This is a genomic window from Pseudarthrobacter sp. NPDC058362 (genome assembly GCF_042723515.1).
GTDB lineage: Bacteria > Actinomycetota > Actinomycetes > Actinomycetales > Micrococcaceae > Arthrobacter.
The window spans coordinates 328,458-351,931 of sequence record NZ_JBHXIW010000001.1 but is presented as its reverse complement, the minus strand read 5'-3'; the positions used below and the strand labels follow the sequence as shown (position 1 = coordinate 351,931).

Here is a 23,474-nt window from a genome sequence, read left to right as displayed (position 1 = left end):
GCTGCCTCACTCACCGTTCCGCGGCACCCGCCCGGGACACCACCCCATTTGATAGGAACAGAAATGCGCGCGCATTACGGAAAAGCCACTGCAGCCTTTGCCATCGCTTCAGCGCTGGCCCTCGCGGGATGCTCAAGCGGAGGCGGAACCGCAGAAGCAGAAGCCACCTCAACCTGTGAACCGTCCTCCGGTCCGGTCGAGCTGACCTTCACCACCTGGGTTCCGGGCATGGACAAGGTAGTGGATCTCTGGAATAAGGAAAACGAAAACATCCAGGTGAAGGTTCAGACAGGCCCCAACGGTAACTCGGGCACCTACCAGAACTTCTTTAACCAGTTGCAGGCCGGCAATGCCCCGGACCTCGGACAGATCGAGTACGACGCGCTCCCCAACTTCCGGGTACAGGACGGCCTCGAAAACATCGCCGCCTGCGAAGGCGTGGCTGACGGCAAGGATAAGTTCGTTGACTGGACCTGGGGCCAGGTCACCTTTGGGGAGGAAGACGCCGTTTACGCCATTCCCCAGGACAGCGGACCCATGGCAATGTTCTACCGCGCGGACCTCTTCAAGGAAGCAGGCATCAAAGTCCCCACCACCTGGGATGAATACGCCGCAGCCGCAGAGCAGATCAAGGCCCGCGGTTCCTACATCACGAACTTCCCGCGCAGCGATGTCAACTGGTTCGCCGGCAACGTCTGGCAGGCGGGCGGGCAGTGGTTCTCAAGCGAGAACGATCAATGGGAAGTGAATCTCGCAGGCGGGGAGTCCGAAAAGGTGGCCAATTACTGGCAGGACCTTCTGGACAAGAAGCAGGTCTCGACGCTGCCTTCCTTCTCCGATGAATGGAACGCTTCCTTCAACAAGGGCCAGCAGTGGACCTGGGTCTCCGCGGTGTGGGGTGCTTCCACCCTGGCCAGCGGCGCTCCCGACACCGCCGGAAAATGGGCCGTGGCACCCATGCCGCAGTGGGAAGACGGCGGCAAGACGGCAGGCAACTGGGGTGGTTCTTCCACTGCAGTGCTGAAGGGGTCCAAGCACCCCTATGAAGCCGCGAAGTTCGCGCTGTGGCTGAATACCGATCCTGAGGCCCTGGCTCTGGCCAACAAGTTGGGCGGGCTTTACCCGGCAGCCAAGTCGGCCACGGAACTTGAGGCATTCACCGGCGGGGTTGACTACTTCGGCGGCCAGAAGATCTATGAGGTATTCGCCGAAGCATCAGCCAACGTCGACCCGCACTTCACCTGGGGTCCCACCATGACGCAGACCTACACCGATGTTTCGGACGGATTCGGCAAGGCCTCCGGAGGCGAGGGCACACTCCTGGACGCCCTCAAGAACGGTGAAAAGAAGACCATCGACTCCCTCAAGTCGCAGTCGATCCCCGTCAAGGAATAACTAAAGGGAACCTCCACAAGGGATTATCTCCCTCACCAAAAAGGTCACCGTCCCCGCCGGGTGCGGGGATGGTGACCTTGTTTCCGGTAAAACCGCCGTCACATTCGGCATCCTCGTAGGAGTAGCTATGGATCCCCTGCACCTCCGTTCCGCCGGCACCAGCCTGGTGATCAGCTTCGACAGCGGGGAGGCTGAGGTCATCCACTGGGGCGCGGACCTGGGCGCCACGCTGCCGGACCTGGCCATCCTCACCGCACCCGTCCCGCACTCGGCCATCGACGCCCGCGTCCCCGCCGGCCTGCTGCCGCAGGCTTCCTCCTCCTGGCGCGGCCGGCCGGGGCTGCGCGGCCACCGGATCACCGACGGTGCCGCCGGGCTCGACTTCTCCTCCCGCCTCCGCACCACGTCCGTGACGGCTGACGGCACCACCGCCACGATCGTCCAGGCCGACGGCGACACCGGCATCAGCGTCGAATCCTCGCTGACGCTTCACGACGGCGGCCTGCTGGAACTGCGCCACACCATCACCAACGACGGCACTGCCCCCTTCCAGGTGGACGAACTGGCAACCGTCCTGCCGGTGGCGCCGGACGCCGTCGAACTCCTGGACCTGACCGGCCGCTGGTGCCGGGAACGCCATCCGCAGCGACGGCCCATCCAGCAGGGCACCTGGGTCCGTACCGGCCGGCACGGCCGGACCGGACACGATTCCTCCCTCCTGTTTGCCGCCGGAACCGCCGGTTTTGGCAACCGGCACGGCAGGGTCTGGGCCACGCACCTGGCCTGGAGCGGCAACCACGAACAGTTCGCCGACACCCTCGGCGACGGCCGCACCATGATCGGCGGCTCCGAGCTCCTGGGTCCCGCAGAGGTCATCCTCGCGCCCGGCTGCAGCTACACCACCCCCGCCCTGTTCGCGGCTTACTCGGACCGCGGCCTGGACGGCATCACCGAAGCGTTCTACAGCTGGTTCCGGTCCAGGCCGCACCATGTGCTGCCTGCCACCGCCACCGGCCTGCCCGCCGGCAAGGCGCGTCCAGTGGTGCTCAACACCTGGGAGGCCGTGTATTTCGACCACAACCTGGACACCCTGATCGAGCTGGCTGATTCCGCGGCTGACCTGGGCGTGGAGCGCTTCGTGCTCGACGACGGCTGGTTCCGCGGCCGCCGGAGCGACAATGCCGGCCTGGGCGACTGGTACGTGGACGAGGCCCTGTGGCCCGGCGGTTTGACCCCACTCATCGAAGCCGTCACGTCCCGCGGGATGGAGTTTGGCCTGTGGGTGGAACCGGAGATGGTCAACCTGGATTCGGACATCGCCCGGGCGCATCCTGAATGGATTGTGGGCCCGTCCGCCGTGGCGCACAAAGACGGCGGCCGGCTGCCCCTGGAGTGGCGCAACCAGCACGTCATCGACCTGGTGAACCCTGAAGCCTGGCAGTACATCTACGACCGCGTCGACGCGCTCCTGGCCGGCAACAACATCAGCTACCTGAAATGGGACCAGAACCGCGACCTGCTGGAGCACGGCCACGGGGGCCGGTCCTCCGTGCATGAGCAGACCCTGGCCGCCTACCGGCTGTTCGACGAGCTCCGCAAGGCGCATCCCGGCGTCGAAATTGAGAGCTGCTCCTCCGGCGGGGCACGCGTGGACCTGGGCATCCTGGAACGGACGGACCGGATCTGGGGGTCGGACTGCAACGACGCCCTGGAACGGCAGACCATCCAGCGTTGGACCGGTGCCGTGGTACCGCCCGAGCTCGTGGGCAGCCACATCGGGCCCACCACCTCCCACACCACCGCCCGCACCCACGACCTGTCCTTCCGCGGCATCACAGCGATGTTCGGTCACTTCGGCATGGAATGGGACGTCCGGAAGGTGCAGGGCAGGGACCGCGAGGAACTCCGGCGCCTGGTGGCCCTGTACAAGGAGCACCGGGACCTCATCCACAGCGGCCGCCGGGTGCACGCGGACGTGTCCGACGACTCGCTGCTGCTGCACGGCGTGGTGGCCGGCGCCCCTGCCGCGGCCGGGACGACGGCGGCGCTGTTCGCCCTGGTGAGCACGCGCACGTCGGCAGCCGAGGAACCGGGGCGGATTGGCATTCCCGGCCTGGAACCGGACCGGCACTACCGGGTGGAGGCCGTCTTCCCCACCGCTGGCGACACCGACTACAGCCACACCTTCACGCAGACCCAGCCGCCGGCCTGGCTTGCCGAGGGCGCAACCGCCGGCGGTAAGTTCCTGGCCGAGGTAGGACTCCCCATGCCCATCCTCAACCCGGAACACGCGCTGCTGCTGAAGTTCACGGCACTCTAGCCTCCGCATCCTCCGCGGCTGCCCCGCCGGTCCGTACCACTAATCATGGGACCGGCGGGGAGTCTCCGTTCAACCAAAGGAAGTCCATGAAGATTCTGGTTACCGGGGGCACCGGTTATATCGGTTCCCACACTGTTCTTTCCCTGCAGGAAGCCGGCCACGAGGTGGTGGTCATCGACAACCTGGCCAACTCGAGCGAGGAGTCCCTGCGCCGCGTGGCCGAACTCAGCGGCAAGGCTGCGGAGTTCCACCACGTCGACCTGGTCGACGAAGCAGCAGTGGATAAGGTCTTCGCCGGTGCCGGGATCGACGCCGTCATCCACTTCGCCGGACTCAAAGCCGTCGGGGAATCAGTCCAGGAACCACTGAAGTACTACCACAACAACCTGGTCAGCACCCTGAACCTGATCCGCGTCATGGACCGGCACGAGGTCCGCTCCATCGTCTTCAGCTCCTCCGCTACCGTCTACGGCGAACACAACCCCATCCCCTACGTCGAAAAAATGGAAATCGGCGCCAACAACCCCTACGGCCGCACCAAAGAACAGATCGAGGACATCCTCTCCGACCTCGGGGCAGCGGACAGCCGCTGGCACATCGCCCTGCTGCGCTACTTCAACCCCGTCGGCGCCCACCCCTCCGGACGGATCGGCGAAGACCCCCAGGGCATCCCCAACAACCTCGTCCCGTTCATCGCCCAGGTCGCCGTCGGCCGCCGCGAAAAACTCATGGTCTTCGGCGGCGACTACGACACCCCGGACGGGACCTGCCAGCGGGACTACATCCACGTCGTGGACCTCGCCGACGGGCACGTCGCAGCCCTGAACCACATCGCAGAACGCACCGGCGTCTTCCGCTGGAACCTCGGCTCCGGCAAAGGCTCCTCCGTCCTGGAAGTCCTCAGCTCCTTCGAAAAAGCAGTCGGCCGGCCCATCCCCTACGAAATCACCGACCGCCGCGCCGGCGACCTCCCCGCCTTCTGGGCAGACGCATCCTCAGCCCTGGCCGACCTCGGCTGGGCAACCACCAAAACCGTGGACCAAATGTGCCAGGACCACTGGCGCTGGCAGAAAAACAACCCCAACGGCTACAAGGGCTAGGAATGGCCCTCATTGGACGTAAGAATGCACGTCCCGTCCCCGGCGGGCGATAGATTGGCTCGCATGACTGAAGCTACCGCCGCCGGCCGCGGCACCATCCTGGTGATCAATGGACCCAACCTCAACCTGCTGGGCACCCGCGAGCCGGAGAAGTACGGGACATCCACCCTGGCGGACGTCGAGCAGCTGGCCGCGGACGCTGGCAAGGGCCACGGTTTCGAAGTGGAGTTCGTGCAGTCCAACCACGAGGGCGTGCTGCTTGACACCATTCACGCAGCGAGAGGCGCAGTGGCGGGCATCGTCATCAACGCCGGCGCCTTCACGCACACATCCGTGGCGCTTCGCGACGCCCTCGCCGCCGTGCAGCTTCCGGCCGTCGAGGTGCACATCACCAACGTGCACCAGCGCGAGGAATTCCGGCACCACTCATACCTGTCACCCGTGTGCTCAGCGGTGATCGTGGGCGCCGGCGTCACCGGTTACCGGCTGGCCATCGACTACCTGGCCGAGGTTCTCTAGCGAGGCCTTACTTCTGGATGCACTGCCCGGAGGAAACGGGCGATGACATCGCTGGCGCCTGGGATGCCACCGGGTTCAGGTCGTCCATGGTGATGGCAAAGCCCATGGCAGTGTCCGCGGTTGCCTTCGCGAAAATCACACCGGCCACCTGGCCCTCGGTAGTGAGCAGCGGCCCGCCGGAGTTGCCCGGCTGCACGTCCCCCGCCAGCCGGTAGATCTCCTCCGGCGCAGGGTCCGACCCGTAGATGTCCGGAACCAGCACGGTCGCAATGTCCTGCACGGTAGCGGGCTTCGACTGGAACGGACCGCCGTGCGGATACCCGGCGAACGCGGCCGGGCTGCCGTCCGGCAGGTCGGCGCTAAGCGGAAGCGGCTGGGCGGGCAGGCCGTCAACGGCGAGCACCGCGAGGTCGTGCCGGGTATCGAAGTAGACGACCCGCCCGGGGTAAGCGCCGCCGTCGGGCATCTCCACCACCGGCTGCGACACTCCCGCCACGACGTGCGCGTTGGTGACCACCCGGTCCGCGGAAACCACGAAACCGGTGCCGGTCTGGTTCTGTCCGCATTCATAGGCAGTACCGGCGATCTTCAGCACGGAGGCCGCAGCACGGTTGAGCGCGGGCGTGTCCGTGCTGGCGTTGGGCACCGGAACGGTCTTGCCGTTCTCCAGGCCCTGGATGAGCGTGGGAATCCCGTTGCCGATCACGGTGGACCGCAGCTGCGCCAGGGTGGCTTTCACGGGCGTGGGTGTCAGCCCGTCGATGAAACGGATCACCTTCGAGTCGGCCAGCTGCTGTGAAATAAACGGCACACCCAGCGAGCTGACGCTGAACGCCAGCATGGACATCACCAAGGCCGAGACCACCACATTAACGGCGCCGCCCACCAGCCGGTCCACGGCGCGCAGGGGGCTGATCCGCACGGCGCCCCGGATGGCGCGGCCCGCCATGGTGCCCAGCCCATGCCCCATGACCACGAGCACGACGGCGGCGGCAATGGTGGCGGTCAGCCTCCATTGCGGGTCGGGGACAAAGCCGCTGACCAGCGGAACGGCGACGACGGCGGCCACGGCGCCGGCCGCGAAGCCGGCGATCCCGCCGGCGGTGACCAGGAAGCCGTTGCGGAGCCCGTAAACAAGATAGGACAACAGGACCAGGACCAGGACCAGGTCGAGGACAGTCAGGCCGGGCACGCAGGCTCCTTAATCAACAGGTGAAACCCTATTCTAGTGGTGCCGGCTGACAATCGCCGGGGACGCGAATGTGATGCCCGGCTCCTGCCACGGTGCGTTTCGCCTGCCAAGTTCGTCACAGAACCTTGAAAATTCTGAAACAATGGCACAAGCGCCACAGCCGATACTTTTACTCAGGAGATTTTATGGACATCGAGGTACTGCGCCGAGCACCCCTTTTCGCCACGCTCGACGACGACGCATTCCGTCTGCTGACGGACGAGCTCACCGAGGTGGACCTTTCCCGCGGAGCATCGGTGTTCCGTGAAGGCGACCAGGGCGACCAGCTCTACTTCATCGTCTCCGGCAAGGTGAAGCTCGGCCGCACGTCCCCGGACGGCCGCGAGTCCCTGCTGGCCATCCTCGGCCCGGGCGAGCTGTTCGGCGAGATGGCCCTGTTCGACCCCAGCCCCCGCACCGCCACGGCCACTGCTGTTTCCGAGACCCGCCTCGCCGGCCTCAAGAACGAAAGCCTGAACAACCTCCTGCGCACGCGCCCGGAAGTGTCGGCCCAGCTCCTGCAGGCTCTGGCCCGCCGCCTGCGCCGCACCAACGACTCCCTGTCCGACCTGGTCTTCTCCGACGTCCCCGGCCGCGTGGCCAAGGCACTGCTGGACCTGGCCGACCGCTTCGGCCGCCCGGCCACCGACGGCGTCCTGGTGGCGCACGAGCTCACCCAGGAAGAACTGGCCCAGCTGGTGGGCGCTTCCCGTGAGACGGTCAACAAGGCCCTTGCCGAGTTTGTTCAGCGCGGCTGGCTCCGCCTCGAGGCCCGCGCCGTGGTCATCCTCGACATGCAGCGCCTCCGCCAGCGCTCCCGCTAAGACGTCGAACGCTCGCTCACTTTCTCTTGAGAGTGAGCGAGCGTTTCCGTTTAATCGGCGATAAGTGAGAGAGCGTCGGGAGGGGGTTCAGCGGTCGCGCTGGGGATCGTCGGGGGTGGTCTTGGCCGCTTCGACTTCCAGCATCAGCTTGCCGTCCTCTTCGACGAGGACCGGCTGGTAGACATGCGCCTTGCGCTTGTAGCTAAGGTACGCGATGCACCCATTGGCGGCCGCCATCTTCTCCAGCATGATCTCCGAGCCCGGCACCAGCAGCTCACTGAGGGTGCGGCCCACAGTGTTCTCTTGACCCGCTTCATCACCGAGTGCCGTGGTGTGGCGCTCCGCAATCACCTGGGCCGCATTGACCCAGCGGCCCCACACGCCTTTGCCCTCCAGCATCACCGGCTGCTGGTTCACGGGGACGGTGGTGGCAAAGTAGCGGGTATCGAAGCGGCGGTGCGCAAAGTCCGGGCTCCGCCAGTTAACCAGGGATTTCAGGAGGTCCGTCCGGAGCGACAGGCCGCGCTTCTCGAGTATCTGCCCGAGCGTTTTCTCCTGCTCCGCCACGGCCTGGCGCGCGCGCATCCATTCCGGGGTTGAGGTCGCCTCCACCACGCTGGACATGTCCGGCCCGGCGAGCAGGACTCCGGTCTCCTCGAACAGTTCCCGAATGGCGCCCACCACGTGACGCCGCGCCAGCCCGACGTCGTCCGTTCCCATTTGCTCAGCCCATTGATTGGGTGAGGGGCCCAGCCAGCCGACGGGGTCGTCGTCGGCCGCATCGATGGAACCGCCCGGGAATGCGAGGACCCCCAGCGGCGAGGACCCTGGCCGGTAGGCCAGCCAGGTTTCCAGGCCGGTGGGGGAATCCCGCAGGAGAACCACGGACGACGCGAACCGCGCAGCGCGGGGGGTGCGTTCGCCGTGTTCGAGCCAGCTTTGCGCGGCCCCTTCAAGATCCGGTGGCAGAGCGAACAGGCGTCTGGCTAAATGCGGCAAAACTGTCCTAGCTGAATTCGGCGATCAGTTCGACCTCTACCGGAGCATCCAGCGGAAGGACGGCAACGCCGACGGCGGAACGGGCGTGCTGCCCCGCGTCGCCCAGGACGCGTCCCAGGAGTTCGGAGGCGCCGTTGATGACGCCCGGCTGGCCGGTGAACGACGGGTCGGAGGACACGAAGCCCACCACCTTGACGATGCGGGTGATCCGATCCAGGTCGCCGATGACGCTCTTGACGGCAGCGAGGGCGTTGACGGCACAGACGGCAGCGAGCTGCTGCGCGTCTTCCGGCGATACCGTGGGCTCGTCTGCGTGGCCCTCCGTGCCGGTGGAAACCTTGCCCGTAGCTGGGAGTTTGCCATTAATAAAAGGCAGCTGGCCGGAGGTGTAAACGTGGTTGCCGGAAATGACGGCCGGAACGTAGGCGGCAACGGGGGCGGCAACCTCAGGGAGCTTCAGCCCGAGTTCGGCGAGGCGCTGTTCGACGGCGGAGACGGGCGCCGTTGCCGTGCCGGCCGTGGATTCTGCGGGGGTTGACATGCTACTGCTTCTCCCTCTTGAGGTAGGCAACCAGGCCGTTTCCGTCGGGTCCGGGGACAACCTGGACAAGCTCCCAGCCGTCCTCTCCCCACTGGTCCAGAATCTGTTTGGTGGCGTGAATAATGAGCGGAATCGTCGCGTACTCCCATTTGGTCATGAGAGAAAGACTAGTCCTTGCCGGTAAAGTGGAAAACATGGCGACTCGCAAGAACCCTCTATTCGACACTGCCACCACACTGGGTAAGATCCTTCTTTTCCTTGGCGTGAGTGGGATTTGTGGTGTCCTGGTCGCGGGACTCCTGGTGCCTGCCGCGGCCGTCTCCGGCAGCGCTGCAAGTGGGTCCATCGAGTTCTTCGAGCAGCTCCCGGCCGAGCTGAAGGTTGACCCGCCCAGCCAGACAACCAGGATCCTGGCCGCGGACGGCAGCGAGATCGCCAGCGTCTTCATGGAGAACCGCACGAAGGTTTCCCTGGACAACATTTCGCCCTTCATGAAGGACGCCGTCATCGCCGTCGAGGACAGCCGCTTCTACGAACACGGCGGCGTGGACACCACCGGCATTCTCCGCGCGCTGGTCAGCACCGCGCGCGGCAACAAGCAGGGCGCCTCCACCATTACGCAGCAGTACGTCAACAACGTCCTGAACGCGAACCTTGCGGCCGAAGGCAACGAGGACCAGATCAAGCTCAACGGCGTAAACAAGGGCGTGGGCGACAAGCTTCGCGAGATGAAGCTGGCCATCGCCCTGGAGAAGGAATTCAGCAAGGACGAGATCCTTGAGGGCTACCTGAACATCGTCTTCTTCAACCGGGACGCGTACGGCATCGAGGCCGCCTCCCGCTTCTTCTTCAGCACGTCCGCGAAGGACCTGACGCTTCCGCAGGCCGCACTGCTGGCCGGCCTGGTCAACAGTCCCTCTGCGTTCGACCCGATCTCCAACCCGGAGAACTCGAAGGCCCGCCGCGACCTGGTGCTGGGCCTGATGCTTGATCAGAAGAAGATCACCCAGGCTGAGTACGACGCCGCGGTGGCCACACCCGTCGCGCCGAAGGTCACCCCCGCACGCCAGGGCTGCGCCTACGCCTCTAAGGCGCCCTACTTCTGTGATTACGTGCTGCACCTGCTGGAAAACAACCCGGCATACGGAGCAGACCCCCAGGACCGCAAGCGCCTGATCTACGGCGGCGGCCTCACCATCACCACCACCCTGGACCCCAAGGCCCAGGCGGTGGCGCAGGAGCAGGTCAACGCCTCTGCCGGCAAGAACCCCGACAAGTGGGGCGCGGCCATGGTTTCGGTGCAGCCCAACTCCGGCAAGATCATCTCGATGGCACAGAACACCACGTTCCTTCCGGTCAAGGGCGGGTTCGACTCGCAGGTGAACTTCAACGTGGACAAGCTGGACAAGAACGGCGCGGACCTCAACGGCATGGGCGGTGCGCAGCCGGGCTCCACCATGAAGCCGTTTACCTTCGCTGAATGGCTGAACGAGGGCAAGTCCATGAAGACTGTCGTGGACGGTTCCAAGCGCCGTTATCCTCTGGACTTCCCGTGGCGGAACTCCTGCGGCCAGGTGGCCGGCGCCTACAACGACAACGAGACCGCCCTCGGCGCCGCGGAAGACCTGCAGAACGCCGAACCGCAGTGGTACCGGCCGCTGTCAGTGCTGGAGGGTCTGTACAACTCCATCAACACGGTGACGTTCGCGTCCGCCGCCCAGTTGGACTTCTGTGGGATCCAGAAGATCGTTGACGCCGTGGGCCTGCACGGCGGCCTGCCCTCGAAGGACGACCCCAACCCCAAGATCAATATGTTTACGCTGGCCAACCTGTTGGGTTCCACGCAGACTGCCCCGCTGACCATGGCCAGCGCGTTTGCGACGTTCGCCAATGACGGCAAGTACTGCGAGCCCATCGCCATCACGGCGGTGAAGGACGGCACCGGCAAGGCCCTTCCGGCGCAGTCCAGCAGCTGCCGGGACGCCATCAAGCCCGACGTCGCCCGTGGCGTCAACTATGCGTTGCAGGAGGTCCTCAACAGGGGCTCCGGCTCGCTGATCCAGCCGCGGATTTCCACCGGCACCCACTTCCCCATCGGCGCCAAGACCGGTACGTCCAACAACAACGGTTCCACCTGGGTCGTGGGCCACACAACCGGCCTGGCCACCGCCTCCTGGTTCGGTGACCCGCTGGGCAACCAGGGCCGCGCCGGACAGAACATCACAGTCAACGGCCAGTTCTACGAGGGCATCGACGGTTACATGATTGCCGGTCCAATGTTCTCGAACTTCATGGCACGGATTGCACCGGCCTACGGCACGGACCCGTTCCCGGCGCCGCCGAGCAACCTGCTCGATGAGCCGTATGTGCAGCGGCCGGAGCCCCCCGCCCCGAAGGATGACGACGCCAAGGAACCGCCCGCGGAACCGGCACCGGCCCCCGCGCCGACCAAGACCAAGGGCAACGACTAACCCATGGATACGGGCAGCCTGGCGGACAGCGCGCGGACCGCAGCCCGCGCACTGGCGGTCGCTGCCGGCGCCGGGGCCGCCGCGGGTGCCGCGGCCTTCGGCTACGGCCTCTGGGAAAAGAACCAGTTCATCGTGCGGGAGGAGTCCCTCGCGATACTCCCGCACGGCCGGAAACCGTTTCGCGTCCTGCACCTGAGCGATATCCACTTCGTTCCAGGCCAGCATAAGAAAGCCGCCTGGCTCGAGTCCCTGGCGGAGCTGCGGCCGGACCTGGTGGTCAACACTGGAGACAACCTCAGTCACGTCAAGGCAGTTGATCCCCTGCTCGCGGCACTCCGTCCGTTGCTGGAGTTCCCCGGCGTGTTCGTGCCGGGGTCCAATGACTACTTCGCGCCTACCCTGAAGAACCCCGCCGCGTACCTGCGTGGCCCGTCCAAGGTGAAACCCAAGCCGCAGGAACTGGACTGGCCGCGGCTGCGTTCCGGCTTTGGCATGGGCGGCTGGGTAGACCTCACCAACCGCCACCAGTCCCTCATTCTCAACGGCATGCGCTTCGACTTTTCCGGGGTGGACGATCCACACCTGAACCGCGAACGGTATGCCGGCTGGCCCCGGGGCACCGTCAACCAGGATGCGCAAGACCACCTCCGCGTTGCGGTAATCCACGCCCCGTACCAGCGGGTCCTGGACCACTTCACCGAAGCCGGGGCGGACCTGCTCCTCGCTGGCCACACCCATGGCGGGCAGATTTGCATCCCCGGCTACGGCGCCCTGGTCTCCAACTGCGACCTCCCCACCTGGCGCGCCAAGGGCCTCAATGCCTGGGAAAGCAACGGACGGACGACGCCGGTCAACGTCTCGGGCGGAATCGGCACCTCGCGCTTCGCCCCGGTCCGGATCGCCTGCCGGCCCGAGGCCGTGCTGCTCACGCTCACCCCACGCGAAAGTGTGTGAAGGATCTCACTTCATCGCATAAGGTAGTTGCTACAGGAAACTACCCTAGGAAAATTAGCTAAGAAGCGGGCATGGCCAGCCAAACGACGTTCTTCAGATCCATCAGCCGCCTCTACCCCCATGTCCGCCCCATCATCCCCCGGCTGCTGCTGGGGCTGCTCTCCGCGCTGCTGGCCAGCGTGGTGGCCCTGGCTATTCCGCAGGTGCTGCGGGTGCTTGTCAACAGCTCGTTGCAGCCCGGTGGAAACCCACAGACGGTGTGGGCTTCGGCGGGCATCATCCTGCTGCTGGGCACGGCCGAGGCTGTCCTGGTGGCGTTGCGCCGGCAATTCGTCATCAACCCGGCCACCACAGTGGAAAGCCGGATGCGCATTTCCTTGTACGGGCACCTCCAGGACCTGCCCGTCGCCTTCCACGACCGGTGGGGCTCGGGGCAGCTCCTCTCCCGCGCCATGACGGATCTGAATTTCCTTCGGCGTTGGATGGCGTTCGGGGCCATCATGCTGGTAGTCACCACCCTGACGGTCCTGATCGGCATCGCGGCCATGTTCGCCATGAGCTGGCAGCTGGCCCTGATCTTCCTCGCCGCGGCCCTGCCCATCATGGCTTACGGCTTCCGCTTCCGCAGGCGGTTCAGCAAGGTCACCCGCCGCAGCCAGGACCAGGCCGGCGACCTTGCCACCACGGTAGAGGAGTCCGTTCACGGCATCCGGGTACTGAAGGCGTTCGGCCGCAGCCGCGAGGCGCTGGAAAACTTCAACGGGCAGGCGGAGGAGCTGCGGCAGACGGAGATCGCCAAAGCCCGCCACCAGGCCGCGTTCACCATGGTGGTTACGCTGCTGCCGGAGCTGGCCCTCGGCGCCGGCCTGGTGGTGGGCATCATGCTGTGCACCGCCGGGGACCTGAGCATTGGCGCCCTGGTTGCCTTCTTCGCCACCGCCGCCGTCATCGCGGCACCCGTGGAATTCAGCGGCATGCTGCTGGCCATGGCACTCACCGCCAAGTCCGCCGTCGACCGGCATTTCGAGGTGATGGACGCGGAGAACACCATCGTCAGCCCTGCGGAGCCGCGCCGGCCCGAAAAGCTCAGCGGTGCGCTCACCTTCAGCAGGGCCTCCTTTGCCTTCGACGATGCGCCGGACAAACCGATCCTCAAGGACATCACCCTGGAAATCCGGCCGGGCGAGACCATGGCACTGGTGGGCGTGACCGGAAGCGGAAAGAGCGCGCTCATCCAGCTGGTGCCGCGGCTCTACGACGCCACCGGCGGCGCCGTCCGCATCGACGGCGTTGACCTGCGCGACTTCGACGTCGCCGAACTTCGCAGGATCGTGGGCGTGGCGTTCGAGGACACCACGCTGTTCTCCAGCTCGGTGCGGGACAACGTCCTGCTCGGCGCCCCGGAGGCTACCGCCGAGGTGCTGGATGAGGCCCTGGACGTGGCTCAGGCCCACTTTGCGTATTCGCTGCCGGACGGCGTTGACACGCTCATCGGCGAGGAGGGCCTGAGCCTTTCCGGCGGGCAGCGGCAGCGGATTGCGCTGGCCCGGGCCATCGCCGCCCGGCCCCGGGTATTGGCACTTGACGACCCGCTTTCGGCCCTTGACGTCCACACCGAAGAACTGGTGGAGGCCCGGCTTCGCACCGTCCTGAAGGACACCACCACCCTGATCGTCGCGCACCGGCCGTCAACCGTGGCGCTGGCGGACCGGGTGGCGCTGCTCGAAGACGGCACCATAACCGCCGTCGGAACCCACGCGGACCTGCTCGCACGCAACCAGCACTACCGGCATGTGATCGCCAGCCTCGACGTGGGGCCCAAGGACCTGGACACCGAATTATCCGACCTCGAGGACCAGGCCGAGGAGGCCACGCGGTGAGCACGGCCACCTTCGGCACCGCCAATGAGGACAACGCGCACCTGAGCAGGGGCGACAGCAAGGCCGTACGACGGCGGTCGCTCGCCTTGCTGGGGTCGCTGATCCGCCCGGTGCGGGTCCGGTTCTGGCTGACCATCGCGACAGTGGTGCTCTCGCAGGCGGCACGGGCGGCGGGCCCGGCGCTGATCGCCTTCGGCATCGACCACGCCCTCCCGGCGCTCCGGGCCGGCGACAACTTTCCCCTGGTGCTCACCGGCGGAGCCTACCTCTTGGCAGCCATCACGACGGCGGGACTCACTGCCCTGTACGTCACCTCCACGGCACGGCTCAGCCAGGCAATGCTCCTGGACCTGCGTGTCCGGGTGTTCCGCCACACGCAGCGGCTGAGCCTGGAGTTCCATGAGAAGTACACCTCCGGCCGGATCATCGCCCGGCAGACGTCCGATCTTGAGACGCTGCGGGAACTCCTGGATTCAGGCGTCAGTTCGCTGGCGTCCGGGCTGCTGTTCATGGTGTTCACGGCGGCCACGGTGCTTATTTTGGACTGGCGCAGCGGGCTGCTGCTGCTCGCGGCGGGGGTGCCCATGTATTTCCTTTCCCGCTGGTACCAGAAGCATTCGCAGATCGCCTTCCGTGAGTCCCGGGTGGTCTCGGCGCGGCTCATCGTGCACTTCGTGGAGACCATGACGGGGATCCGGGCCGTGAAGGCTTTCCGGAAGGAACAGCAGAATGCACGCCGTTACGGGCAACTCGCCGAGGACTACCGGCAGGTCACGGTCCGTTCCATCAACCTCAACGGCGTCTTCCAGCCTGGCCTGGTGCTGATCGGGAACGTCTGCGTGGCCGTGGTGCTGCTGGCGGGCGGTTTCCGGGTGCTGGACGGCAGCTTGGCCGTGGGCGTGCTCCTGGCCCTCCTCCTTTCCACGAAGCGGTTTTTCCAGCCCGTGGACCAGATGGCCATGTTCTATAACTCCTTCCAGAGCGCCCAGGCGGCTCTGGAGAAGGTCTCCGGCCTGCTCGAGGAAGTGCCCACGGTCCGCCCGCCGCGCGATCCCGTCGCCCTGCCGGCGGCCCGCGGCGCACTGGACTTCAAGGACGTGGAGTTCCGCTACGGCGACGGCCCCCTGGTGGTGCCCCGGCTCAACCTGCACATTCCGGCCGGACAGACGGTGGCGCTGGTGGGCCAGACGGGAGCGGGCAAATCCACGCTGGCCAAGCTGATCGCACGGTTTTACGATGTCAGCGCCGGTGCCGTGACCCTGGACGGCGTGGACCTCAGGGACCTTGCCACTGCCGATCTCCGGCGGAACATCGTCATGGTCACCCAGGAGGCGTTCCTGTTCAGCGGTTCCGTGGCGGACAACATCGCACTGGGCCGGCCTGGGGCCTCCCGCGCCGAGATCGAGGAGGCAGCCAAGGCCGTGGGTGCCCACGGTTTCATCATGGAACTCCCCGACGGCTATGACACGGACGTGAACAAGCGCGGCGGGCGGGTTTCCTCCGGCCAGCGGCAGCTCATCAGTTTTGCCCGGGCCTTCCTGGCGCAGCCGGCGGTGCTCATCCTGGACGAGGCCACCTCCTCCCTGGACATCCCATCCGAACGCCTGGTCCAGGCCGGCCTGGCGCGCCTGCTCGCGGGGACGGAGGCCGCACATCGGACTGCCCTGATCATCGCCCACCGCCTCTCCACCGTGGAGACGGCGGACCGGGTGCTGGTGGTCCACGACGGCCGCATCGTGGAGGACGGCACCCCTGCTGCGCTGATTGGGGGCGGCGGACGCTTCGCCGACCTCCACGGTGCGTGGAAGGACTCCTTGGTCTGAGGTGCAACGCCGGATGCCGGACCGCAGATTTCGCATCGGGACCGTGCATCGGCTATCCTTGTAAAGTTGCTTTTGCAGCGGATCGGGATGTAGCGCAGCTTGGTAGCGCGCTTCGTTCGGGACGAAGAGGTCGCAGGTTCAAATCCTGTCATCCCGACCAAGAGAAGAGGGTCTCCACATGGAGGCCCTCTCTTTTTTGTCATGCCCTTTTGTCATAATGCCGGTAACAGCTTGGTAAAGAAAGACCCCGGAGCGGCTGCTCCGGGGTCTTCACGCCTCCTATGGTGAGGAGGCTATTACATCGGGTCCGGCCAGTTGCCGACATACGTGATGTATGAGACCTGCTCGGCACTCTTACCCCGCTCGACCTCCGCGCTGTTGCCCTTGGTAGTCGTGGACATCGGGTCGGGCCAGTTGCCAACCCTCGCCGAGGTTGTACCACTGGGATCCCCGTGGGAACCGGCAGACAGGACGGCTGGAGCCGCAGCAGAAAACGCCAGGGCGCCAGCGAGGGCGGCCGCGGCTGCGATCTTCTTCAACATATTAGGTTCCTCAATACGAGTCGGATTCGTTACAAAGTCAGCACTGCCCTTGTTGACATACATTGTAAAATGTTTTCCACAGGGACTGTCAAGCATTTGGTACAAAGACGGTCTGGAAAGAGGAGGAAATCCCGTGGGCAACGGATTCGGGGAGAAGCTCCGCGCGGAGCGTCTCGAACGGGGGATGACACAGGCTGAACTGGGCAGGGACCTGTATTCACCAAGTTACATCTCGCTACTCGAAACCGGCCGCAGGGAGCCTACGGCCGAAGTGATCGAGGAACTGGCACGTCGGCTGGAGCTGGCGCCCAAGGCCCTGGAAGCCTGGAGCCAGCCTATTTCCGTCAGTGACGCCGAATACGTCCTCGCCGGCCTGTACGCCAGGCAGGCATGGGACCTGAGGGACTACCCCCTGGCGGCCAGTCACGCGGCCACCGCCGCGCAGACCGCGCTCGACGGCCGCAACACCAGCGCCTGGTGGAACATGACCTACATGCAGGCGGAATGCCTCATGAAGCAGGGTGAGTGGCAGGAATGCGAGCGCATCATGCAGCACCTGCTGGAGCACCCCATGGCGACGGAATCCGCCGGACTTGCCGTACGTGCCCGACAGATGCTCGCCGGCATCTGTCAGGGGCAAGGCAGGTTGAGCGCCGCAGTTGACTACGCCATGGAGGCGGTCCGGCTCTGCTCCCAACTCCCCAAGGGGTCCACGCTCATCATTGGAGCCCACCGCGCCCTGATCGGCGCGCTGGCCGAGAGCGGCCGGCTGGAGGAAGCCTGGAAGTACTGCCTGGACATGATCGAGCATGTGGACGAACACTCCATGTCCCAGCTTGCCGGTGAGGTGGCCTGGGTCATCGGCAACGTGGCCTTCATGCGCCACGATTACCAGGAGGGGATCAAACACCACGAGCGGGCAGCGCGGCTGCTCTCCCCCGCCAATGACATCGAACTCTGGGCCCGGTTCAACAAAGCATCAGCAGCCGTCCGGCTGTCCTCGGGCATCGTGGAACCGGAAACGCTGTCGGCTATCGAACGGGCCGAACTGGCACTGTCGATCGTGGGCGGCAACAAGTCCGACCAGCTGGAAGTCGCCTTCATCCGCGCCCGCTGGCTGTACCTGACCGGCGATATCGTGGCCGCCGTCGAAAAGCTCCGCGAAATCCACAAGGAACGCTCAGCCCTGGCCAAGCACACGGCCGGTGAGGTCTCCCTGCTGCTGGGCAAATCCCTCAAGGCGGCCGGCGAACCGGAGGAAGCACTGCTGCACCTGGAAGAGGCCCAGAAATCCTTCAGCGCCGCAGGAGCAGCAGACCGCGTCCAGCAGACGCTGGACGCGGTCCTTGAGATCAAGCTGGCCCAGCAGCGCGCAGCCGCTGCGGCCAAGGCAAGCTAGGCAGGCCGGTCAGGCGAACCTGGTGCCGGTCAGCTTCTCGTAGGCCTCGACGTACCGGCTCCGGGTCCGCTCCACTACGTCTGCGGGCAGCGCCGGCGGCGGGGTGTCGGATGCCCGGTCCCAGCCGGATTCCGCGGAAGTGAGCCAGTCCCGGACGTACTGCTTGTCGTAGGACGGCTGGGCCTGGCCCGGCCGGTACGTGGCCGCGTCCCAGAACCGGGAGGAGTCCGGGGTGAGGACCTCGTCGCCCAGCGTGATGGAACCAGAGACGGCGTCATAGCCGAACTCCACCTTGGTGTCGGCCAGGATGATGCCGCGCTCGCGGGCGATCCGTTCGGCCATGGTGTAAATCTTCAGCGTCAGTTCACTGAGCCGGCCCGCGATGTCGTCACCCACCATCGCCACCACGGCGTCGTAGGTGATGTTTTCGTCGTGCTCGCCGATTTCGGCCTTGGCGGACGGGGTAAAAATGGCGTGTTCCAGCCGCGAACCGTCCACCAGGCCCTCCGGCAGCGGGATGTTGCAGACCGTGCCGTGGGCGCGGTATTCCTGCAGGCCGGAACCGGTCAGGTACCCGCGCGCGATGCATTCCACCGGGAACATGTCCAGCTTCTTGCAGATCATGGCCCGGCCCTCAACTTCGGCGGGCACGCCGTCCGCCACGGTGGAGGCCAGCACGTGATGTTCCACGTCCAGCTGGTCGAACCACCACAGGCTCAGCTGGGTGAGGATGCGGCCCTTGTCCGGGATTTCGCTGCTGAGCACATGGTCGTAGGCGCTGATCCGGTCGCTGGCCACCACCAGGACGCACTCCTGGCCCACCCGCTCTTCGATGGACGGGTCCACCGGCTCGTACAGATCGCGGACTTTTCCGGAGTAGACGTGGCGCCAGCCGGGCAGGTCCAGTACGGTGGCGTTGAAGCCGCGGGGAGTCTCAGTCATGCTAGGCCTTCGCTTCCGGGGCGGCCACCGAAACGGCGGCGCCTGACGTTACCTTGATTTCGCCGCGCGCGGCCTTGCGGCCGATGTCCGTGCGGAACTGGCCGCCGTCGAGCTTTACCAGCTCGACGCCGTCGTATGCCTTTTCCCGCGCCTCCACCAGGTCGCTGCCCAGCGCGACGACTGCGAGCACCCGGCCGCCGGCGGAGACCACCTTGCCGTCCCCGTCCAGCGCGGTTCCGGCGTGGATCACGTGCACGCCGTCCAGCTCCTCCACCTTTTTGAGGCCGCGGATGCGGTCCCCGGTGCGCGGCGTGTCCGGGTAGTTTTCGGAGGCGATGACGACGGCGACAGCGGTCTCCTTCGCCCAGCGCAGTTCCTCCGCCTTGTCCAGTTCGCCCTTGGCGGCTGCCAGAAGCAGGGAGCCGAGGGGGGTTTTGAGGCGGGCGAGGACTGCCTGAGTTTCGGGGTCGCCGAAGCGGACGTTGAATTCGATGACCCGGGTGCCGCGGGACGTCAGCGCCAGTCCCACGAACAGCACGCCGACGAACGGGGTGCCGCGGCTGGCCATCTCGTTGATGGTGGGCTGGGCAATGCGGTCGATCACTTCCTGGACCAGGCCCTCGGGAGCCCATTCCAACGGGGTGTAGGCGCCCATGCCGCCGGTGTTGGGGCCTTCGTCGTTGTCAAAAATACGCTTGAAGTCCTGCGCCGGGGACAGTGCCACGGTGTTCTGCCCGTCGCAGACCACGAAGATGGACACCTCGGGGCCATCCAGGAATTCCTCGATGACCACGGAACCGCCGGCGTCGAAGCAGGCCTGCGCGTGCGCCAGCGCTTCGTCGCGGTTGGAGGTGACCACTACGCCCTTGCCGGCGGCGAGGCCATCGTCTTTAACCACGTAGGGCGCTCCGAAGGTGTCCAGCGCAGAGGCGGCTTCTTCAGCGTTGGTGGCCACCATAGCCATTGCGGTGGGGACGCCGGCTTCTGCCATGATTTCCTTGGCGAAGGCCTTGGACGCTTCGAGCTGCGCGGCGGCCTTGCTGGGGCCGAACACCGGGATTCCGGCGGCGCGGACGGCGTCGGAGACACCGGCGGCCAGTGGGGCCTCCGGCCCCACCACCACCAGGTCCACCGCCAGCTTGGTGGCGAGCCCGGCTACGGCGTCCGGATCGTTGCCGTTGATGCCGTGGGTGGGGACCAGCTTGCTGATGCCGGCATTGCCGGGCGCCGCGTGGACCTCGGACACGTTGGGATCGGCAAGCAGGGATCGGACTATGGCGTGTTCGCGGCCTCCGGGGCCAATGACGAGTACCTTCACAGTCTCCAAGGGTACTTTGTGCACCCTCCGTGCTCCTAAGGTGTGACCTGCCCGGCCGGCCCGGCAATCCGCGCCGCCTCCGGCTGCGAATCCCTTGCATGAATAAGCTTCGGAAGTGGCTCAAGGGGCCGTACGGACTGGCTGCGGTGGCAGGCGTGGTGAGCGCCGCCGTCGTACTTTCCGTGGCGGAACTGGCCGGCGCTTTCTTCACCGCCCGCGCGGCCCCGCTGATCGCGCTGGGTTCGACCTTCATCGACTTCACGCCGTCCTGGCTCAAGGATTTCGCGATCGCCACGTTCGGCACCAATGACAAGGTGGCCCTGTTCGCCGGCATGGGCCTGACCATTGGCGTGCTCGCGTGCGTCCTGGGGATCGTGGCGTACCGGAAGTGGGCTCTGGGTGTGCTGGGGGTGCTGTTCATGGGCGCCGTGATCGTGGCCAGCGTGGTGACCCGCGCCGGCGTGGGACCCGCCGATGCGCTGCCGTCTGTGGCCGGGACCCTCGCGGGGCTAGCCGTACTGCGCTGGCTCATGGTGCGGCTGTGGCGGCTGGCGCCGTGGCCCGAAGTGCCGGCTGACGTCGCCGCTGACTCTCCCGCGGCCCGCCCCAGCCGGCGCGGGTTCTTCGCCGCCGCCGGGGTAACTGCGTTCGCCGCGGCCGCTGCCGCCACCGGAGGACGCATGCTCAGCTCGGCCCGGAGCAACATCGCCAAAGCCCGTGAGGCGCTCCGGCTGCCCACGCCCGCCAAACCCGCACCGGCCGTCCCCGCGGCCGTCCAGTCTCCTGCCCCCGGCATGCCTCCGTGGCTTACCCCCAACAATGACTTCTACCGCATCGACACCGCCCTCAGCGTTCCGCAGATCAACCTTGAAGAATGGCAACTGCGGGTGCACGGCATGGTGGAGGAAGAGGTCACGCTCACCTTCCAGGACCTGCTCGACGCCGACCTGATCGAATCGCACGTGACGCTCACCTGCGTGTCCAACCCGGTGGGCGGCAACCTGGCCGGAAACGCCAAGTGGCTCGGGATGCCGCTGCGCGACGTGCTCAAGCTGGCACGGCCCAAGGACGGCGCGGACATGGTGCTGTCCACGTCCATCGACGGCTTCAGCGCATCAACTCCACTCCCCGTGCTGCAGGATGACCGCGACGCGATGCTGGCCATCGGCATGAACGGTGAGCCGCTGCCGCTGGAGCACGGCTACCCGGTACGCATGGTGGTGCCCGGCCTGTACGGGTTCGTGTCGGCTACCAAGTGGGTAGTGGACCTCGAGGTGACCCGCTTTGCGGACAACAAGGCGTACTGGACGCAGCGCGGCTGGTCCGAGCGCGGACCGATCAAGACGATGGCACGGGTAGATGTGCCCAGGTCCTTCGCCAAGGTTCCTGCGGGCAAGGTAGCCGTGGGCGGCACCGCCTGGGCGCAGACCCGCGGCATCACCAAGGTGGAGTTGCAGATCGACGACGGCGACTGGGTTGAGGCGGTCCTCTCCACCGAGGCTTCAGTGGACACTTGGCGGCAGTGGTCTTACGAATGGGATGCCGCACCGGGCGCGCACTACCTTAAGGTCCGTGCCACGGACGGAACTGGCGAGGTCCAGACGGACCAGCGGGCCGACCCCGTCCCGGACGGCGCCTCCGGCTGGCAGTCGGTAATGGTCACGGTCGAGTAGCAGCCCCAGCGGGCCTGCCCGGCCGCGCACGGCGCGGGCCCTAGACTGGCAGGATGCCGCACAATCCGCATGCAACCTTCACCGTGGACTCCGCCGTCGAACTTGCCGTGATCGAGCGCAGCGGCTTCGTGGAATCCCGGCACATCGGCTCCGCCGTGCTGCTCGCCGCAGACGGCTCCGTGGTGACGGAGCTCGGTGACGTCAACACTCCCATCTATGCCAGGTCCACCCTCAAGCCCTTCCAGGCACTGGCCGCCATGCAGTCCGGAGTTCCGCTGCGCGGGGCCCAGGTGGCCATCGCCTGCGGCAGCCACACCGGCTCGCTGGACCATATGGACGTGGTGTCCGGCATGCTCAAGGCCGCCGGCGTGCGCGAGGAACAGCTGCAGTGCCCGCCCGCCTGGCCGCAGGACGAGGCCGCCAGGAACTGGCTGGTCCGTTCGGAACGCGGAAAATCCCGGCTCGCCTTCAACTGTTCCGGCAAGCACGCGGCGTTCCTCTGGGCCTGCACCGAAAACCACTGGGACACCGGCAGTTACCTGGAGCCGAACCATCCGCTGCAGCAGCGGATCCGCACGGTAATCGAGGAGTACACGGACGAGAAGATCGCGCACCTGGGCATCGACGGCTGCGGCGCCCCCGTTGCGGCGGTGTCGCTCAAGGGGCTGGCGCGCGGATACTCGCAGCTGGCCAAAGCCCCGGGCGACCAGAACTTCAGCGCCCGGGCAGCCACCATCGCCACCTCGATGCTGGACTACCCGTGGGCGGTCCAGGGCCATGGGGAGGCCAACACCCTGGTCATGGACGAGCTGGGAATCATCGCCAAGATCGGAGCCGAGGGGGTGCTGGCCATGGCTACCCCGCAGGGCGTTTCCGTGGCGGTGAAGATCCTGGACGGGAATGTCCGGGCCACCTCCCTGGTGGCGTTGACCCTCCTGGCCGCGGCCGGCGCCGTGGAGATCCCCGGGGTGGCCAGCGTCCTGGAGAAGGTTGTGGAACCCGTGTTGGGCGGCGGTCACCCGGTAGGCAAGATCCGGCTGGGACCGGCTGTTTCCGCGCTGCTGGACTGACGCGTTTCAACCGACTGCTCTGATCACCCCCGAAAGGAGGCCGCGCACATGGCTGTGGCCCGCCGTCGTATCGACGTCGAAGAAGGGAAAGCGGCGCTGAAGGCGTGGCTGGAAGGAACCGCACCGGCGTCGGACGTTCCCGTTCCGCGTGCCGTGGTGGCAACCGCCGTGCGCTACTCGCTCGAGGAGGTCACGGCCCGGGCGCCCGGGAACTCCGTAGAGGTACGCGTGCCGCCGTTTGGCGTAACGCAGTGCGTGGAGGGGCCCCGGCACACGCGCGGGACGCCGCCGAATGTCATCGAGTGCGACGCCGCCACCTGGCTTGCGATGGTCACCGGCAGGCTGCGGTGGGCGGACGCCGTCTCGGCAGGTCAGGTGTCCGCCTCCGGGCTGCGGGCGGACCTGGCTGCCCTTCTCCCGCTGTAGCCAGTTCGCGGGATAGCGGCTGGTTCGCTGTAAGTTTTCCGGCGAAG

General features: G+C 66.3%; 20 protein-coding genes and 1 tRNA gene. 14 read left to right on the top strand and 7 right to left on the bottom strand.

Going from position 1 to position 23,474, the window contains the following annotated elements:
- Window positions 1-63: 63 nt before the first annotated feature.
- The 4 genes from ACFWIX_RS01580 to aroQ all read left to right on the top strand — a co-directional run bounded on the left by ACFWIX_RS01580 (window position 64) and on the right by aroQ (window position 5,334).
- Window positions 64-1,395: an ABC transporter substrate-binding protein gene (locus tag ACFWIX_RS01580; protein WP_377214354.1), complete on the top strand. Its 1,332-nt coding sequence runs from the start codon at window positions 64-66 to the stop codon at window positions 1,393-1,395.
- A gap of 127 nt (window positions 1,396-1,522) precedes the next feature.
- Entirely contained in the window at window positions 1,523-3,715 is a 2,193-nt protein-coding gene (locus ACFWIX_RS01575; protein WP_377214353.1) for an alpha-galactosidase, read from the top strand.
- 86 nt (window positions 3,716-3,801) lie between these two features.
- The gene (gene galE, locus ACFWIX_RS01570) at window positions 3,802-4,815 is read left to right on the top strand and encodes a UDP-glucose 4-epimerase GalE (RefSeq protein WP_377214352.1); all 1,014 of its coding nucleotides are present in this window, start codon (window positions 3,802-3,804) and stop codon (window positions 4,813-4,815) included.
- Window positions 4,816-4,878: 63 nt separating this feature from the next.
- On the top strand, window positions 4,879-5,334 hold the full coding sequence (gene aroQ / locus ACFWIX_RS01565; protein WP_377214351.1) for a type II 3-dehydroquinate dehydratase: 456 nt from the start codon (window positions 4,879-4,881) through the stop codon (window positions 5,332-5,334).
- 7 nt (window positions 5,335-5,341) lie between these two features.
- Here the strand turns inward: aroQ and ACFWIX_RS01560 are convergent, their stop codons facing one another.
- Window positions 5,342-6,526, bottom strand: a complete 1,185-nt coding sequence (locus ACFWIX_RS01560; RefSeq protein ID WP_377214350.1) for a MarP family serine protease — start codon at window positions 6,524-6,526, stop codon at window positions 5,342-5,344.
- 185 nt (window positions 6,527-6,711) lie between these two features.
- On the opposite strand from ACFWIX_RS01560, the gene ACFWIX_RS01555 reads away from it, so the two are divergent.
- On the top strand, window positions 6,712-7,389 hold the full coding sequence (locus tag ACFWIX_RS01555) for a Crp/Fnr family transcriptional regulator (RefSeq protein ID WP_009359192.1): 678 nt from the start codon (window positions 6,712-6,714) through the stop codon (window positions 7,387-7,389).
- A gap of 87 nt (window positions 7,390-7,476) precedes the next feature.
- On the opposite strand, the gene ACFWIX_RS01550 is transcribed toward ACFWIX_RS01555, so the two are convergent.
- The 3 genes from ACFWIX_RS01550 to ACFWIX_RS01540 are packed head-to-tail and all read right to left on the bottom strand — an operon-like array spanning window position 7,477 to window position 9,086.
- Window positions 7,477-8,388 (bottom strand): NUDIX hydrolase, encoded by a 912-nt coding sequence (locus ACFWIX_RS01550; RefSeq protein ID WP_377214349.1) that lies wholly within the window; start codon window positions 8,386-8,388, stop codon window positions 7,477-7,479.
- 7 nt (window positions 8,389-8,395) lie between these two features.
- Entirely contained in the window at window positions 8,396-8,929 is a 534-nt protein-coding gene (locus ACFWIX_RS01545) for a RidA family protein (protein ID WP_377214348.1), read from the bottom strand.
- A gap of 1 nt (window position 8,930) precedes the next feature.
- The gene (locus tag ACFWIX_RS01540; protein WP_009359196.1) at window positions 8,931-9,086 is read right to left on the bottom strand and encodes a DUF4177 domain-containing protein; all 156 of its coding nucleotides are present in this window, start codon (window positions 9,084-9,086) and stop codon (window positions 8,931-8,933) included.
- A 37-nt stretch (window positions 9,087-9,123) separates the two neighbouring features.
- Between ACFWIX_RS01540 and ACFWIX_RS01535 the strand changes: the two genes are divergently transcribed.
- From ACFWIX_RS01535 to ACFWIX_RS01515, 5 genes are all read left to right on the top strand, one after another.
- Window positions 9,124-11,400 (top strand): transglycosylase domain-containing protein, encoded by a 2,277-nt coding sequence (locus tag ACFWIX_RS01535; protein WP_377214347.1) that lies wholly within the window; start codon window positions 9,124-9,126, stop codon window positions 11,398-11,400.
- A 3-nt stretch (window positions 11,401-11,403) separates the two neighbouring features.
- Window positions 11,404-12,354 (top strand): metallophosphoesterase, encoded by a 951-nt coding sequence (locus tag ACFWIX_RS01530; protein ID WP_377214346.1) that lies wholly within the window; start codon window positions 11,404-11,406, stop codon window positions 12,352-12,354.
- Window positions 12,355-12,425: 71 nt separating this feature from the next.
- Window positions 12,426-14,234 (top strand): ABC transporter ATP-binding protein, encoded by a 1,809-nt coding sequence (locus tag ACFWIX_RS01525; protein WP_377214345.1) that lies wholly within the window; start codon window positions 12,426-12,428, stop codon window positions 14,232-14,234.
- The gene (locus ACFWIX_RS01520; RefSeq protein WP_377214344.1) at window positions 14,231-16,057 is read left to right on the top strand and encodes an ABC transporter ATP-binding protein; all 1,827 of its coding nucleotides are present in this window, start codon (window positions 14,231-14,233) and stop codon (window positions 16,055-16,057) included. The genes ACFWIX_RS01525 and ACFWIX_RS01520 overlap by 4 nt, the downstream gene beginning before the upstream one ends.
- An 83-nt stretch (window positions 16,058-16,140) precedes the next feature.
- Window positions 16,141-16,217 (top strand) — tRNA-Pro (locus ACFWIX_RS01515).
- Window positions 16,218-16,353: 136 nt separating this feature from the next.
- Here ACFWIX_RS01515 and ACFWIX_RS01510 read toward each other — a convergent pair.
- Complete coding sequence (locus ACFWIX_RS01510) at window positions 16,354-16,599, bottom strand: hypothetical protein (RefSeq protein WP_377214343.1); 246 nt, start codon at window positions 16,597-16,599, stop codon at window positions 16,354-16,356.
- A gap of 133 nt (window positions 16,600-16,732) precedes the next feature.
- On the opposite strand from ACFWIX_RS01510, the gene ACFWIX_RS01505 reads away from it, so the two are divergent.
- Window positions 16,733-17,998, top strand: a complete 1,266-nt coding sequence (locus ACFWIX_RS01505) for a helix-turn-helix domain-containing protein (RefSeq protein ID WP_377214342.1) — start codon at window positions 16,733-16,735, stop codon at window positions 17,996-17,998.
- A 9-nt stretch (window positions 17,999-18,007) separates the two neighbouring features.
- On the opposite strand, the gene ACFWIX_RS01500 is transcribed toward ACFWIX_RS01505, so the two are convergent.
- Window positions 18,008-18,940: a phosphoribosylaminoimidazolesuccinocarboxamide synthase gene (locus tag ACFWIX_RS01500; RefSeq protein ID WP_377214341.1), complete on the bottom strand. Its 933-nt coding sequence runs from the start codon at window positions 18,938-18,940 to the stop codon at window positions 18,008-18,010.
- A 1-nt stretch (window position 18,941) separates the two neighbouring features.
- Window positions 18,942-20,258, bottom strand: a complete 1,317-nt coding sequence (gene purD / locus ACFWIX_RS01495) for a phosphoribosylamine--glycine ligase (RefSeq protein ID WP_377214911.1) — start codon at window positions 20,256-20,258, stop codon at window positions 18,942-18,944.
- Window positions 20,259-20,356: 98 nt separating this feature from the next.
- Between purD and ACFWIX_RS01490 the strand changes: the two genes are divergently transcribed.
- The 3 genes from ACFWIX_RS01490 to ACFWIX_RS01480 are packed head-to-tail and all read left to right on the top strand — an operon-like array spanning window position 20,357 to window position 23,427.
- Window positions 20,357-21,931, top strand: coding sequence for a molybdopterin-dependent oxidoreductase (locus ACFWIX_RS01490; RefSeq protein WP_377214340.1), 1,575 nt, complete (start codon window positions 20,357-20,359; stop codon window positions 21,929-21,931).
- A 53-nt stretch (window positions 21,932-21,984) separates the two neighbouring features.
- Window positions 21,985-23,001: an asparaginase gene (locus ACFWIX_RS01485; protein WP_377214339.1), complete on the top strand. Its 1,017-nt coding sequence runs from the start codon at window positions 21,985-21,987 to the stop codon at window positions 22,999-23,001.
- A gap of 48 nt (window positions 23,002-23,049) precedes the next feature.
- On the top strand, window positions 23,050-23,427 hold the full coding sequence (locus tag ACFWIX_RS01480) for a sterol carrier family protein (protein WP_377214338.1): 378 nt from the start codon (window positions 23,050-23,052) through the stop codon (window positions 23,425-23,427).
- The last annotated feature ends 47 nt before the right edge of the window (window positions 23,428-23,474 follow it).